Genomic DNA, 13,826 nt, shown 5'->3' with positions numbered 1-13,826 from the left:
AAGTCAGGCGGCTGCTTTCGCCTGCTCGGCGAAAAAGCGCTCCAGCTCGACGCGCGCGTAATCGTAAGCTTGCTGCTCCAGCGTCTGCGCAGCGGCCCAGTCGAAGGTGCCCACGCCCTGCACCGGCATGCGCAGGTAGAGGTCGGCGCTGCCACGCCGGGCCCGCACCTGATTCTCATCGACCAGTGTGGCGGAGCGGAACAGGATCTTGGCGATGTTGAAGGCGGACGCCATGCTGCGGTAGTGCAGCAGGTCGCGCGGTTGGCTGCTGTCGACGCCTTCGACGCGCAGCTCCACGGCGTTGCTGACGTCCGAGCCGATGACGATGCCCCGGCCCAGATCCTGCATGACGTCGGTCGGCACATTGTTGAGCAGGCCGCCGTCCACCAGCAGGTCGCCACGCCAGACCACCGGCGGGCCAATCCCCGGAATGGTCATGCTGCTCGCCACCCACTCGCGCAGCAACCCGCTGTCATGTACGACGGCGCTGCCCCGTGTCAGATTGGTGCTGACGCAGAAGTACGGAACCGGCAGCATTTCGATGTGCTGCTCGCCGAACAGGCGCTCGAGCTGCGCGCGGAACTTGCGGCCGCCGATCAGCGAAACGCGTGACAGGCTGTAGTCGTTGAGGTAGTTGTGCCTGACGAACAGGTCGTCCAGGGCCGCGCGCATGTCGTCCAGGCTGCGCCCCTGCGCAAAGAGTGCGGCGATCAGCGCGCCGATGCTGGTGCCGCCGATCAGGTCGATCCTGTGACCCTGCTCCGTCAACAGTCGCAGCAGACCAAGGTGCGCAAAACCGCGCGCGCCGCCGCCGCCCAACACGACGCCCAGCGCGTGCCCGGTCAGCATACGGGCCAGGTGCGCCACATCGCCGGCGTTACCGGCCCGCAGATGATGGTGGGCGACCGCAGCGCACTGTTCGCGCCATTCGACCGGCTGGCAACCCTCGGCCAATTGCGCGCTCTCGTGCCACAGCACCAGTTCGCGCGGCGTCTGGATGGCATGATCCAAGCAGTAGCGCACGGCGTCGCTCAACTGGGGTGGATGCCGGGCCTCCGCCAGCAGCAGGATCCGGTCAGCCTGGCGCAGGCAGCGCGCGCTCCAGGCCGTCGTGGCGGCATCGGCGAGGTAAATGAGGAAGCGATGCTCCGCCTCCAGCGCGTTCAGCCAGTCGACCAGCCGGTTGTTGTGCTCACCGGGGCTGAAGGGTGTCGCCGCATAGCCTGGGCCGAACGTGTCGTCCACCGCCGCGGCATCCAGCAGGCGCACACTGCCGAAGGCGCACAGCTCGGCAGCCAGATCCTCCGCCAGCCGGCGCAGATTCGTCACGCCGTCATGTGCGGGCACCAGCGCCAGCGTACGCATGCTGCGCAAGGCGTCACGCCGGCGCCGACGGCCATGTGTACTCAGGCGCAGCACGATCAGGCGCGCCAGCTGCATCATCGCGGCAGGGTGGCGGTCCAGCAGGCACTCGACGTCCTGCTTGCCGATACGGATCAGGACGCTGTCGCGGATGGCACGTACCGTGGCGGTGCGCGGTTCGCCGGTCACCAGCGCGATCTCCCCGACCACCTCGCCGCGACCGGCATCGCCCATGGTTTCTTCGCCTTCCCCGACCGGCAGGCTCGCGCGCAGCCGGCCGGTGGCGACGACATAGAGTGCATCGCCTGCGTCGCCATAACGGAACAGCGTGCTGCCGCTCGCCAGTTCAATCCGTTGGGCACGCGCCGCCAGGTCGGCCAGCACGGCGCCATCGAGGTCCCGGAACAGCGGACTGAGCGCCAGGCAAGCCTGCAGCCCGCTCATGTCGGCGCCGGCTTAGGCGGCCTTTTCCATCGCGTCGTTGTAACGCCCCTGGACCGCAGCCGAATTGCAGCGCGCGCGATGCAGGAAGGCACGCTGCCCCGCCGCCACGTTGGCGGTCTGGCCGGCCCAGGCCTTGAGCGAGGGCGCCTGCAGCGCGCGACCGTAGGAGAAGGACAGCGTCCAGGGCAGCGGTCCCAGGCGATTCATGGCGTTGAGGTGCGCGGTGGCGGCCTCATCGCTCTGGCCGCCGGACAGGAAGGCGATGCCAGGCACGGCGCCGGGAACGCGGCGCTTGAGGGTACGCACGGTGGCGGCGGCGACCGTTTCCACGTCGGCCTGCACCGGGCACTTCTTGCCGGAGATGACCATGTTGGGCTTGAGGATCATGCCCTCCAGCATGATGCGCTGGCGGTAGAGCTGGCGGAACACCTCGGCCAGCGTCCGGTCGGTGACCGCCTCGCAGACCTCGAGCGTGTTGTCGGCATCCATCAGCACCTCGGGCTCCACGATCGGCACGATGTCCTGCTCCTGGCACAGCGCCGCGTACCGGGCCAGCGCGTGGGCGTTGACCTCGATGCAGTAGTCGCTGGGGATGCCGGGGCCGATGGTGATGACCGCGCGCCACTTGGCGAAGCGCGCCCCGGCCTCGCGGTACTTGATCAGGCGGTCGCGCAGGCCGTCGAGCCCCTCGGTCACCAGCTCGTCCGGCGCGCCCGCTAGCGGCTTGGTGCCCTTGTCCACCTTGATGCCGGGGATCACGCCCTTATCCGCCAGCAGCTTCGCAAAGGGCTTACCGTCGCGGGTGGCCTGGAACAGGGTTTCTTCGTAGAGGATCACGCCGCTGATGTACTTCTCCATGTCCGGCGTGGTGAAGAGCATTTCGCGGTAGGCGCGCCGGTGCTCCTCGGTGTTCTCGATGCCGATGCTCTTGAAGCGCTTCTCGATCGTGCCGGTGCTCTCGTCGGCGGCCAGAATGCCGCGGCCGTCGGCGACCATTGCACGTGCGGTTTCCATCAGGGTCTTGGCGTTCATCGTTTGCTCTCCACAGGCCTGGCCTGGCTTGCCTGATCTTGCGATTTAGGGGGTTCCGGGACTGGCGGAGAGGGTGGGATTCGAACCCACGGACGGGGTAAACCGTCAACGGTTTTCAAGACCGCCGCCTTAAACCGCTCGGCCACCTCTCCCGAAGACGCATAAGAATACCCGATGGGCCGCCCCAGCGGCCAGATTCCCGCCAAACGAGACGGGCCCGGCGGCACTGCCCGCCGGGCCCGTACGGGCATACCGCCGGCTAGTTGGCGGCGGTTTTCTTCTTGGCCGGTTCGGCCGTCTTGCCGACGCTGATCCGATCGCGATTGGCCTGCAGCGTCTTCTCGCCGATGCCCTGTACCTTGCCGAGATCCTCGACCGACTTGAACGGCCCGTTGGCCTGGCGGTACTCGATGATCGCCTGCGCCTTGGCCGGGCCCACCCCGTCGAGGGTCTGCAGGGTCTGGGCATCGGCGGTGTTGATGTCCACCGTTCCGGCGGCGAAGACGAGGCTGGAAGAAGCCAGCAGCAATGCGGCAAGCGTGGTCTTGATGAACGACATCTTGGGTTCTCCTGTGCGGGTTGGGATCCACAGGACGAACGCGGGCGGACAGGACCGGGAACAGCCATCCATGGCCGCAGGTGCGCTCATCCTGAGCTGCCCGGACCGATTCCGGGCATGGCCATGATAACCCAATGTCGCAGGCCGTCAATGCGACACGCCCCGACAAAGAAGCGGGCCGCATTCGCGACCCGCGTATTGTCTGCCGCGCGAGGCAGTAAGAAGCTCTGATTAATTCGTCACCCCGGCGGGGGCCGGGGTCCAGAGCCTTAAAAGTCGCTGGATTCCGGCTTGCGCCGGAATGACGAAGGAATTGATCAGATGTTCCTTAGAGGCTGTTCAGGTCCTCAATGGCATCGACGACCATCTTGGTGCCGATCGCGATCATCAGGACATCGGCCCCCACGCGCACGTACTTGTAGCCGTCCGGTGCGCGACCCAGCTCCTTCAGCAGCGCGTAGGGCAAATCGTAGAACACGATGTCATGCGGCAACGGCCGGCCGATGGCCCATTGCTTGGCCAGGCCCGGCGGCATACAGCCGTTGTTCTTCTTGGCCAGACCCGGCGGGCAGTTGCCCCGCCGGAATTCGCGGCCGAAGTACTCGCGGATGATGTCCCGGTGACGCTCGTCGAAGTGCGCGCCTTTGGAGACAGCCACGCCCTTGCCATGCTCGGCATGGGACTTGCCATGCTCGGCGGCGGCCGGCTGGCCCGCCGCCTCGGCTGCCCGGCCCTTGCCGTTGCCGGGGTTGTCGGGCTTTGCCGCCAGCGCCGGCGTGGCCGCCAGTACGCTCGCGCAAAAGCCGGCCAGAAGAATGTGTGTGATGGGCTTTTTCATGGAACCGTCTCCTTCGTTGGAAGTCTGCTGACGACTTTATACGGCCCAGTATTAACCCAGTCTGAACCGGTGGCCAGGTGCAGCAGCGCCTGATTTCGCAAAGCATTGAGGGGGATCGGTCAGGTGGTGCCGGCGGAGGGAGTCGAACCCCCGACCCACGCATTACGAATGCGTTGCTCTACCAACTGAGCTACGCCGGCAAATTCTGTCCTGTCACCGGGCCACGGCAGTGTTGGATACCGCGACCCGGCCCGGCCAAGGCCGGGCGTTCGGCCTCGCGGCGAGCCGTGCTCGCCTTGCGCTCAGCCTCACCCAACTGAGCTACGCCGGCCAACGAAGGCTGCGCAGTATAAACACCCCGTCTCACCACCTCAATAATGTTCGTCCGGGACACTTGCCCCGTGTGGCGGTCTGTCTTAGCCTAAGGCCACTTCACCGATCATCGCCGCAGCCAAGGATGGCGTGCATGACTCAGGAACGGGGCTTTTCCCTCGTCGAATCGCTGGTCGCAGTCGCGTTGCTGGCCGTGCTTGCCGGCCTGGCGCTGCCGGCGCTGCAGGAACTGCACGAGCGCAACCGCGTTGTCGCCAGTGCCAATCTGCTCCTGACCCACATCCAGCTGGCACGCCTGCGCGCGGTGCTAGACGCCAGCGACGTGGTCATCTGCCCCAGCGCGGATGGGGCCCTGTGTGCCCATGACGCGAAAGCCTGGTCGCAGGGCTGGCTGGTGTTCAGGGACCAGGATTACAGCCAGCCACCGCAGTTCAACCCAGACAGCGATAACCTGCTGTTGGCGCATCGTAACGGCCCCGGAGGAGCGCAGGTGCGTGGCACGCCAGCCTACATCCGCTATTACCCCAGCGGCTATGCCACCAACCGCACGCTGACACTGTGCACGACTGCCGCGCCGCAGCATGCTCGCGCCATCATCATCAGTGTCGTTGGTCGCGCCCGCGTAGCCCGGATAGGCGATGAGAGCCTCAAAGACTGCATTTCCGGCATATAACCGGATGCCATTGTCAATAATGCTAATCTACGTTCATCGGCGTTTTCAGCACGCTTGTCTTGGGGAAGTTAATCCCAGTAGACTGCACAAGAGCAGAAAAAATAAAGTGCACAGCGCATGCAAACTGCCCGCGGCTTCTCTGTGGTGGAGCTGATGGTCACGGTGGCCCTGCTGGCCGTAATGGCTACGCTTGCCGCCCCGGCCCTGCAGGCCTTGCTGCAGAACAACCGCGCAGCTGCGATCGCCAACGATCTCGTCTCCGCTATCCGACTCGCCCGCAGCGAAGCCGTGACACGCGCGCAGCAGGTCACACTGTGCCCCACCGTGGATGGGGTCGCCTGCGCCGACAGCACGAACTGGGCCACCGGATGGCTGATCCGGAATTCGGCAGGTGCTACCGTCAAGGCCTATCCGGCGATAACTCAGGCGACCACCGGCGCAACACTGACCGGCACGCGGGCGACCTTGGTGTTTGAACAGACGGGTTTTCTGAGTGGGGCTGAGTTTACATTCAGCCTCAGAATCTCCAGGTGCCGTGGCGACAACAACCGTGATGTCGTGGTCAGGGCGCAAGGCCGAACGGAAGTAACGAAGGTGGCCTGCACATGAGCGCTGGCAATATCGTGCGCAGGGGGCAGCTGACCGGCTTCTCACTCATCGAGGTGCTGGTCACTTTGGTCATACTCTCCATCGGCCTGCTCTCGCTGGCCGCGCTGCAGATTGCGACGCTCAAGAACAACAATAGCGCGCTGAGCCGTTTCGAGGCCACCACGCTAGCCTATGAGATTCTGGATCGCATGCGTGCCAACCGCACGCCGGCGCTCAACGGTGCTTACAACATCGCCCTAAGCGCCGGCGCACCCACCGCCTGCGCCACGATCGCCAGCTGCGACCTGCGCGACTGGCTCAGCGCGCTGGACAGCAACCTGCCGGCCGGCGACGGCGCGATCGTGGTCAACGGCCGGGTCGCCACCGTCACCGTGCAATGGCTCGAAAGATGGGACCAGGATCTTGCGGCCAGCGAGAGCAACCGCTTCATGACCCTGGTGTTCAGGACCGAACTCTGAGCATGCGCAGCACGCGGAAACGGCAACGCGGCGTCGGCCTGATCGAGGTGCTGATCTCGATCACGCTGGGCCTGCTGATTCTGGTGGCACTGCTTAAGAGCTATGACGACAGCAAAGCCACATTCCGGGTACAGGACAGCATTTCCCGGCTTCAAGAGAATGCACGTTACGCCTTGTACCTGATCGGGCGCGACCTGCGCATGGCCGGCTACCGCGGCTGCGCGCGCGATGGCTCGCTGGCCCCCATCAACAACACGCTGAATACCCCCAGCGCCTTCCTGTACGACTTCCAGACACCGGTGCAGGGCTTCGAGGGCAACAGCGGCGGAACCTGGTCACCGGCCCTACCCAGTGGCTTCGGAGCGGTCGTTACCGGTACCGACGTGGTGGTGGTGCGCGGCGTGCTGGATGACGGCGTTGTTATCCGGCAGGAAATGCCGAATACGTCTGCCGACCTCAAGATCACGGACAATCTGAGTCCCCCGCCGGTAGCCAACGGCGATATCGTGATGGTATCCGATTGTCTGGGCAGCGCCATCTTCCAGATCACCAACTATACCGTCAGCAACGGCAATATCGTGCACCAGACGGGTACGGGAACACCAGGCAATGCGACCCAGGATCTCGGGCGCCGTTATCCGATCGGCTCGCAGCTCTTCAAGGTGGCCACGATCAGCTATTTCGTCCGCAACAGCGGCTCGGGCAGCGGTCCCTCCCTGTGGCGACGCGTGGGCAGTGATCCAGCCCAGGAACTGGTCGAGGGCGTGCAAAACCTGCAAGTGCAGTACGGTGAGGACACCGACGGCGACTTGATGCCCGATATCTACCGCAACGCGAACCAGGTCGGCAGTTTCCGCAACGTGGTCAGCATCCGGATTGCGCTGCTATTCCGCAGCTTGGAACGTGCCGGCTTCGATGTCGACACCCGCACGTTCAATCTGCTGGGAACCACAGTCGGCCCCTTCAGCGATGGCCGCATGTACCAAGCCGTGACCACTACCCTCACTTTGCGCAACAAGGCGCAGTGACCGGAGACAGACCATGAGCCACATCCCACGGTTTCCGAGATCGCAGAGCGGCGTCATCCTCGTCGTCGGCATGATCGTGCTGTTGGTCATGACGCTGATCGGGCTGTCGGCGGCGCGCAGCACGTTGCTCGAAGAGCGCATGTCCGGCAGCAACACCGACCATAACGTCGCCTTCCAGGCCGCGGAGGCGGCGCTGCGCGCCGGCGAGCAGAGCCTGCTCGCGCCCACCCTGCCGGACTTCGATGGCACGGGCGGCCGCTATCGGGCGCGCGAATACACCGACCCGGCCCAGCCGCCGTACTGGAAGCAGTGGCAGGGCGGCAGCGAAAGCAGCAACTGGGCTGCCAATGCAATCGCCTACGGCGGGTTCGGCAGCGCGCCGGCTCCGCTGAGCCAGGCCAGCGCACGCTATTACCTCGAGGAATTCCCGCTGATCCCTGGGCCCGGCGAGAGCCTGGCAGCCGACGCGCCGGTAGATGAGCTGCGCTTCTACCGCGTCACCGCGCGCGGCGTCGGCATCAGCGGGACCACTAGCGTGATCTTGCAATCCACCTACAAGCGCTGAAGCCAGCACAGATATCCGGGAGGAGTCAGAGATGCGCAAGCGTATCCGTCTGGTCAGCATCGTATTGTTAACGGCGGGCACCCTGTTCGGAAGCGCCGGATTGTATGCAGCCGTCGCCACTGTGCCCCTGTTTGTCTCTACTTCGGCCACACCCAACGTCATGCTGCTGTTCGACAACTCCGGCAGCATGAACAACATCATCTGGGCCACGGGCTACAACCCGAACACAACCTATCCCAACTGGGCAAATTACAACTGCGATCGCGGTGGACAAAGTCAGACCCCCTGCTGGACTGCGCAGGAAGGCAACGTGATTCTGTCCGACATTTATGACGATCGTGGCAGTTGCAACTCGGTCAGCGTCAGCAGCAGCGGCACACCGGGCACGGCACGTATTCGCGGCGTCAAAGGTTCCACCACACGCTGTCTGCTGCTGCCCGATCCGGTCGGCGCACATGCCACGCGTTACACCGGCAATTACCTCAACTACCTGTTCGAAACCTATGCTACCGTCACCGGCAATGGCGGCCGCGACCTGACCACTGGGCTGATTCCCAGCAGTTTCCGCCTGCAGACGGCGAAGAACGTCGCCATCAACTTCGTCAATAGCAACGCCAATCTGCGCATCGGCCTATCCTCGTTCAATCCGCCGAGTGGCAGCGGCAGCAGCTTCAATGGCGCACCCGGCGGCAGAATCAACGCCGTGTGCGGCACGGCGACCAGCAGCCTGGTCTCGGCGATCAACGGTTTTACCGCCAGTACCAACACACCGCTGGCCGAGACACTGTACGAAATCACCCGCTACTTCCGCGGTATGACCAGCTTTTACAATGCCAGTACGAGCTACACCAGCCCCATTCAGTATCGCTGCCAGCGCAACTTTGCGATCGTGGTGACGGACGGCGCACCCACTTTCGACCGCACCTTCCCAACCAACGACCCCGATGACCCGCGAGAGAGCAGTCGCAGTCTGCCTAACTGGGATGGCCTCAGTCCCGCACCGCCGGCGCGCTTTTCGGACGGCGACAATATCAGCGGCGATGCCGAAGGCGATACCTATTATCTAGACGATATCGCCAAGTTCGGCTACGAGATCGACATGCGCACCGGTGGTAACGATCTTGCGGCCGGCAGCTTCAACGACCCGCGCTTTCCAATTCAGAGCCTGCGCACTTACACGGTCGGATTCACCGTCGCCAACCAGATGCTGGAGGATGCCGCGTTCTATGGCGATGGCCGTTATTTCACCGCCAACAATGACGCCGAACTGAACGCCGCGCTGCGTTCCGCCATCTCGGACATCCAGACTCGCACCAGCGCCGCTGCCTCCGTCGCCACCAACTCCACGCGCCTGAGCACGGACACCCTGATCTTCCAGGCGCGCTTCTCCACCAATGACTGGAGCGGCCAGCTGCTGGCGTATCCGGTCTCATCCAGCGGCACCGTCGGCATCCCTGCCTGGGACGCCAAGGACCATATCCCCGCACCGGGCAGCCGTAACATCGTGACGCTGAGCGGTGGCACCGGCGTGAACTTTCTCTATGCCAACCTGAACAGTGCGCAGAAAAATGCGCTCAAGCTCAAGCCCGACAACAGCAGCGGCGACGATGCGTATGGCACGGCCGTCGTCAACTACCTGCGTGGCGATGATTCGGGTGAGGCGCCTGACGCGCAAGACTTCCGACCGCGCACCAGTCGCCTAGGCGACATCATCAATTCCGATCCAGTGTTCGTCGGCAAGCAGGATTTCGGCTTCGATGTGCTGCCAGGCACCGAGGGCAGCGCCTACCGGACCTTCCGTGCCAGCAGCGCTTACCAGAACCGCATCCCCATGATCTACGTCGGTGCCAACGATGGCATGCTGCACGGCTTCAACGCCACCTCGGGGCAGCCGAATTCGGGCGACGAGCTGTTTGCCTACGTCCCCAATGCCATCATCCCGAACCTGCGCTTCCTGACTGAGGCCAGCCGCGCCGACGACCCGGGCAATGTCGGCCTGCCAGCCTCCGGCTACAACCAGAAACACCGCTATTTTGTGGACGGCTCCTCGCGCGTGATCGACGCCTATCTCACGCTGGGCAGCAGCACGGCCTGGCGCACGATCCTGGTCGGCGCGCTGGGCGCCGGTGGGCGCGGTGTCTTCGCCCTGAACGTGACCGACCCGTCGGCGCTGGGTACCTCGACGCCGCTGTGGGAATTCACCAGCAGCAGCACGGGCGGAAGCGAGATGGGATTCTCGATTCCCCAGCCCAGCATGGGCCGCATGTACAACGGCAGCTGGGCCGCCATCGTTGCAAACGGCTATGAAAGCGCTTCCAACACCGCGCGGCTGTACATCCTCGACCTGGCCACCGGCAGCGTGATCAAGGAATTCAACACGGGCGTCGGTTCGGCCTCGCAGCCGAACGGCCTGTCCTCACCGATCCCGGTAGACGTGGACCAGGATCGCATCGTGGACTTCATCTACGCCGGCGACCTGTGGGGCAACCTGTGGAAGTTCGACGTGACCAGCAACAACGTCAGCCAGTGGGACTTCGGCTTCAAGCAGGGCAGCACGCCCAAGCCGCTGTTCACCGCCTGCACCGACGCCAGCAGCACGACCACTTGCTATAACACCCGTCAGTCCATCACCGCGCGGCCTGAGGTTGGCAACAACCCGACCGGTGGGCAGATGGTCTATGTCGGCACCGGCAAGTATTTTGAGGACTGTGATGCACGCACCACGACCAACGGCAGCACGGTGAGCTGTACCACCACGGGCACTGCAACGCAGGTGGTGCAGTCCTTTTATGCCATCCGCGACCTGTTTACCAAGGGCAGCACGGGCACGCCAGCCCCGGTCGGTAGCGGTCGCAGTACGACCAACCTGTTGCAGCAGCAGGTCATCGCCACTCAGACCTTCAGTTTCACCAACCCGGACGGCAGCCCAGGCAGCGATCAGGTCCGTGTCACCAGCAATAACAGCATCGACAACACCCACAAGGGCTGGTATATCGACCTGCCGATCGGCGGCGAACGCCAGGTCGCCAATCCGATCCTGCGCGGCGGGCGCATCATCTTCACCACCCTGATTCCGAACAATGACCCCTGCGGCTTCGGGGGCGACAGCTGGCTGATGGAGTTGGATGCGCTTAGCGGCTCGCGGCTGAGTTTCTCACCCTTCGACCTGAACAACGACGGTGTCTTCACGATCGGCGACTTCGTACAGATCACGATCGGCGGCAACCCGGTCATGGTGCCCGTCAGCGGCAGCAAATCCACAGAGGGCATCATCAAAACACCGGGTATCCTTAATGCTGGCGGCTCGGGCTCGGGCGGTGGCGATGACCGCAAGCAGTACAAACTGGCCAGCGGCACGACTGGTGGCATTTTCCGCAAGGGGGAGTATGCGGGTGATGACAGCGGTCGTCAGTCTTGGCGCCAGATCCGCTGAGGTTCATAGCGATGGCACCGCACAGCAGGGGCTTTACGCTGATCGAGTTGATGATCACGGTGGCGATCATTGGCATCCTGGCCATGATCGCCCTGCCCAGCTACGAGTCCTATGTGCAGCGCGCGCGGCGCGCGGAAGCCAAGACCGAGCTGTCAGGCCTGGCACAGCGGCTGGAGCGTTGTTACAGCCAGTTCGGCACTTATCTGACTGGTACCGGCTGCAGTGTGGGCAATGGGCCGTTCACGACACCCGAGGGCTATTACCGCATCGCCATCAGTAATCGCACCGCCACCACCTATACCCTGACGGCGACACCGCAGGGCGCACAGGCCGCCGACAGCAAATGCGGCAGCTTCACCCTCAACCACCTGGGCGTGCGCGGCGCCAGCGGGACGCTGGGTACCGACTGCTGGGATAAATAGCCTTCCTCGAAAACGGCCATGCCTCAGGCCATCTGGTAGTCCGCCGGATTGACGAACGGCTGGCGCTGCAGCACCAGATCCGCCAGCAGCTGCGCCGAGGCCGGCGCCGTGAGCAGCCCGTGGCGGAAATGGCCGGTATTGAGATACACGCCGGCAATCTCCGGGTGCCTGCAGATGAAGGGGATCCCCCGGGGGCTGCCGGGACGCAGGCCGGCCCAGTGCGCCTCGATCACGCCCGTGGCCAGTTGCGGAAACAGCGCGACGGCCCCTTCGTGCAGCTGCCGCCGCATGGCGGCGTCGGGCGTCTTGTCAAAGCCGGCGTATTCCACGCTGCTGCCCGCCAGCACGCGCCCGTCGCGGCGCGGGATCAGGTAGCTGTGCTCGCGCAGCAGCATCACCGGCGGCGTCGCGGCGCCCACCGCATAGAGCAGCATCTGACCCTTGACCGGTTCCACCGGAATCGCCAGCGGCGCGATTGATCCGCTCCAGGCCCCTGCAGCCACGACAAAGCACGCGGCGCCGATTTCACCCTCCCGGGTCTGCACCGCCACCGCACGGCCCTTATCGACCCGCAGCCGCTCGGCCGGCAGCCCGGTGCGGAACGCCACCCCCAGGGCACGCAGCTGCGCCTGCAAGGCCTGCAGCAGCCGCGGGTTACGCAGCTGCGCGACTGCCGGCAGCAGGATGGCGGAGGAAGTAGTCATGACGCCGGGAAAGCGCAGGGCCTGCTGGCCGGCGTCGAGGATTTCCACGGTTTCCGGCGCAGACCCGGCCCAGCGACGCGCCTCCGGTACCGATTCCGGCTCCAGGATCAGCATGCCGCCGGTGGTCCACTGCGGATCGATGCCGGTACGTTCGCGCAAGGTTTCGCAAAGCTGCGGATAAACCCCCTGCGACCAGCGCGCCAGCGCCAGCACTGCCTCGGGATAGCGCCAGGGATGCAGGGGGGACAGTATCCCGCCGCCGGCCCAGGAGGCTTCACGGCCGACCTCGCCGCGTTCCAGCACCAGGACGCGCAGCCCGGCCTCGGCCAGCCGCCAGGCCGTGAACAGGCCGATCGCGCCGGCCCCGATCACGACCGCGTCGGGATGCTTGCCGCTCATCGCGTGGACAGGGATGGCTGCCGGTTCAGGCCCGCTGCAAAGCCCTGGGCAGCGAGAACACGATGTTCTCCGGCCGGCCCGAGAGCTCCTGCGGCGGTGTGCCGCCCAGTTCCTGCAGCCGCGCCACGACCTGGCGGACCAGGACTTCCGGCGCCGAAGCACCGGCGGTGACGCCCACCGCGGCCTTGCCGGCCAGCCAGGCCGGATCGATGTCATCCGCGCCGTCGATCAGATGCGCCTGCACGCCGCGCTGGTCGGCAATCTCGCGCAGGCGGTTGGAATTCGAGCTGTTGCGCGAGCCGACCACCAGCAGCAGGTCACAGCGGTTCACCAGCGTCTTGACCGCATCCTGGCGGTTTTGCGTCGCGTAGCAGATGTCATCCTTGCGCGGGCCAAGGATGCGGGGAAAGCGCGCGCGCAGGGCCTCGATCACGCGCGCCGTATCGTCCATCGACAGCGTGGTCTGGCTGACGTAGGCGGTGTGATCGGGATTGCGCAACTGCAGCCGCTGCACGTCCTCGACCGTCTCCACCAGATAGATCTCGCCGCCATGCCCGCGTTCGAACTGGCCCATGGTACCCTCGACCTCCGGATGCCCGGCATGGCCGATCAGCACCACCTCGCGGCCCTCGCGCGCATAGCGGCGCACCTCGATGTGCACCTTGGTCACCAGCGGGCAGGTGGCGTCGAACACGGTGAGCCCGCGTGCCTGGGCATCGCGATAGACCGACTGCGCCACGCCGTGCGCGCTGAAGATCACGGTGGCGCCGGCCGGCACCTCGTCCAGCTCTTCCACGAACACCGCGCCCTTGCGGCGCAGGCCGTCCACCACGAAGCGGTTGTGCACCACCTCGTGGCGCACATAGATCGGCGGCCCCAGGCGTTCAAGCGCGCGCTCGACGATCTCGATGGCGCGGTCCACGCCGGCGCAGAAGCCGCGGGGGTTGGCGAGCAGGATCTGCATGAT

Annotated in this window: 13 protein-coding genes and 2 tRNA genes; 7 read left to right on the top strand and 8 right to left on the bottom strand. The window is 65.1% G+C overall.

Annotated elements, in window-relative coordinates; genetic code table 11:
* Positions 1–3: 3 nt before the first annotated feature.
* From VNJ47_04865 to VNJ47_04840, 6 genes are all read right to left on the bottom strand, one after another.
* Complete coding sequence (locus VNJ47_04865; protein HXG28162.1) at positions 4–1,806, bottom strand: patatin-like phospholipase family protein; 1,803 nt, start codon at positions 1,804–1,806, stop codon at positions 4–6.
* A gap of 12 nt (positions 1,807–1,818) precedes the next feature.
* Positions 1,819–2,838, bottom strand: coding sequence for a class I fructose-bisphosphate aldolase (locus VNJ47_04860; GenBank protein ID HXG28161.1), 1,020 nt, complete (start codon positions 2,836–2,838; stop codon positions 1,819–1,821).
* 62 nt (positions 2,839–2,900) lie between these two features.
* Positions 2,901–2,990, bottom strand: a tRNA-Ser gene (locus VNJ47_04855).
* Positions 2,991–3,097: 107 nt separating this feature from the next.
* Entirely contained in the window at positions 3,098–3,397 is a 300-nt protein-coding gene (locus VNJ47_04850) for a helix-hairpin-helix domain-containing protein (protein HXG28160.1), read from the bottom strand.
* Between the two features lie 328 nt (positions 3,398–3,725).
* Positions 3,726–4,235, bottom strand: a complete 510-nt coding sequence (locus VNJ47_04845) for a hypothetical protein (protein ID HXG28159.1) — start codon at positions 4,233–4,235, stop codon at positions 3,726–3,728.
* Positions 4,236–4,359: 124 nt separating this feature from the next.
* Positions 4,360–4,435, bottom strand: a tRNA-Thr gene (locus tag VNJ47_04840).
* 266 nt (positions 4,436–4,701) lie between these two features.
* Between VNJ47_04840 and VNJ47_04835 the strand changes: the two genes are divergently transcribed.
* The 7 genes from VNJ47_04835 to VNJ47_04805 all read left to right on the top strand — a co-directional run bounded on the left by VNJ47_04835 (position 4,702) and on the right by VNJ47_04805 (position 11,756).
* Positions 4,702–5,241 (top strand): GspH/FimT family pseudopilin, encoded by a 540-nt coding sequence (locus tag VNJ47_04835; protein ID HXG28158.1) that lies wholly within the window; start codon positions 4,702–4,704, stop codon positions 5,239–5,241.
* Between the two features lie 117 nt (positions 5,242–5,358).
* Positions 5,359–5,850, top strand: a complete 492-nt coding sequence (locus VNJ47_04830; GenBank protein ID HXG28157.1) for a GspH/FimT family pseudopilin — start codon at positions 5,359–5,361, stop codon at positions 5,848–5,850.
* The gene (gene pilV, locus VNJ47_04825; GenBank protein HXG28156.1) at positions 5,847–6,308 is read left to right on the top strand and encodes a type IV pilus modification protein PilV; all 462 of its coding nucleotides are present in this window, start codon (positions 5,847–5,849) and stop codon (positions 6,306–6,308) included. Before VNJ47_04830 ends, pilV begins: the two co-directional genes overlap by 4 nt.
* A gap of 2 nt (positions 6,309–6,310) precedes the next feature.
* Complete coding sequence (locus VNJ47_04820; GenBank protein HXG28155.1) at positions 6,311–7,336, top strand: PilW family protein; 1,026 nt, start codon at positions 6,311–6,313, stop codon at positions 7,334–7,336.
* A 13-nt stretch (positions 7,337–7,349) separates the two neighbouring features.
* Positions 7,350–7,901: a PilX N-terminal domain-containing pilus assembly protein gene (locus tag VNJ47_04815; GenBank protein HXG28154.1), complete on the top strand. Its 552-nt coding sequence runs from the start codon at positions 7,350–7,352 to the stop codon at positions 7,899–7,901.
* Positions 7,902–7,932: 31 nt separating this feature from the next.
* The gene (locus VNJ47_04810; protein HXG28153.1) at positions 7,933–11,334 is read left to right on the top strand and encodes a PilC/PilY family type IV pilus protein; all 3,402 of its coding nucleotides are present in this window, start codon (positions 7,933–7,935) and stop codon (positions 11,332–11,334) included.
* Positions 11,335–11,345: 11 nt separating this feature from the next.
* The gene (locus VNJ47_04805) at positions 11,346–11,756 is read left to right on the top strand and encodes a type IV pilin protein (GenBank protein HXG28152.1); all 411 of its coding nucleotides are present in this window, start codon (positions 11,346–11,348) and stop codon (positions 11,754–11,756) included.
* A gap of 23 nt (positions 11,757–11,779) precedes the next feature.
* On the opposite strand, the gene thiO is transcribed toward VNJ47_04805, so the two are convergent.
* Together thiO and ispH are read right to left on the bottom strand one after the other, a co-directional pair.
* Positions 11,780–12,859: a glycine oxidase ThiO gene (gene thiO, locus VNJ47_04800; GenBank protein ID HXG28151.1), complete on the bottom strand. Its 1,080-nt coding sequence runs from the start codon at positions 12,857–12,859 to the stop codon at positions 11,780–11,782.
* Between the two features lie 25 nt (positions 12,860–12,884).
* The gene (gene ispH / locus VNJ47_04795; protein HXG28150.1) at positions 12,885–13,823 is read right to left on the bottom strand and encodes a 4-hydroxy-3-methylbut-2-enyl diphosphate reductase; all 939 of its coding nucleotides are present in this window, start codon (positions 13,821–13,823) and stop codon (positions 12,885–12,887) included.
* Positions 13,824–13,826 lie beyond the last annotated feature (3 nt).

This window comes from Nevskiales bacterium, assembly GCA_035574475.1.
Taxonomy (GTDB): Bacteria; Pseudomonadota; Gammaproteobacteria; order Nevskiales; family DATLYR01; genus DATLYR01.
The sequence above is the reverse complement of the archived record's forward strand: the minus strand, read 5'-3'. Positions and strand labels throughout refer to the sequence as shown.

Coding starts and splice junctions, on each gene's coding strand:
- VNJ47_04865 (HXG28162.1), bottom strand. CDS start 1,806: ATGAGCGGGCTGCAGGCTTGCCTGGCGCTCAGTCCGCTGTTCCGGGAC.
- VNJ47_04860 (HXG28161.1), bottom strand. CDS start 2,838: ATGAACGCCAAGACCCTGATGGAAACCGCACGTGCAATGGTCGCCGAC.
- VNJ47_04850 (HXG28160.1), bottom strand. CDS start 3,397: ATGTCGTTCATCAAGACCACGCTTGCCGCATTGCTGCTGGCTTCTTCC.
- VNJ47_04845 (HXG28159.1), bottom strand. CDS start 4,235: ATGAAAAAGCCCATCACACACATTCTTCTGGCCGGCTTTTGCGCGAGC.
- VNJ47_04835 (HXG28158.1), top strand. CDS start 4,702: ATGACTCAGGAACGGGGCTTTTCCCTCGTCGAATCGCTGGTCGCAGTC.
- VNJ47_04830 (HXG28157.1), top strand. CDS start 5,359: ATGCAAACTGCCCGCGGCTTCTCTGTGGTGGAGCTGATGGTCACGGTG.
- pilV (HXG28156.1), top strand. CDS start 5,847: ATGAGCGCTGGCAATATCGTGCGCAGGGGGCAGCTGACCGGCTTCTCA.
- VNJ47_04820 (HXG28155.1), top strand. CDS start 6,311: ATGCGCAGCACGCGGAAACGGCAACGCGGCGTCGGCCTGATCGAGGTG.
- VNJ47_04815 (HXG28154.1), top strand. CDS start 7,350: ATGAGCCACATCCCACGGTTTCCGAGATCGCAGAGCGGCGTCATCCTC.
- VNJ47_04810 (HXG28153.1), top strand. CDS start 7,933: ATGCGCAAGCGTATCCGTCTGGTCAGCATCGTATTGTTAACGGCGGGC.
- VNJ47_04805 (HXG28152.1), top strand. CDS start 11,346: ATGGCACCGCACAGCAGGGGCTTTACGCTGATCGAGTTGATGATCACG.
- thiO (HXG28151.1), bottom strand. CDS start 12,859: ATGAGCGGCAAGCATCCCGACGCGGTCGTGATCGGGGCCGGCGCGATC.
- ispH (HXG28150.1), bottom strand. CDS start 13,823: ATGCAGATCCTGCTCGCCAACCCCCGCGGCTTCTGCGCCGGCGTGGAC.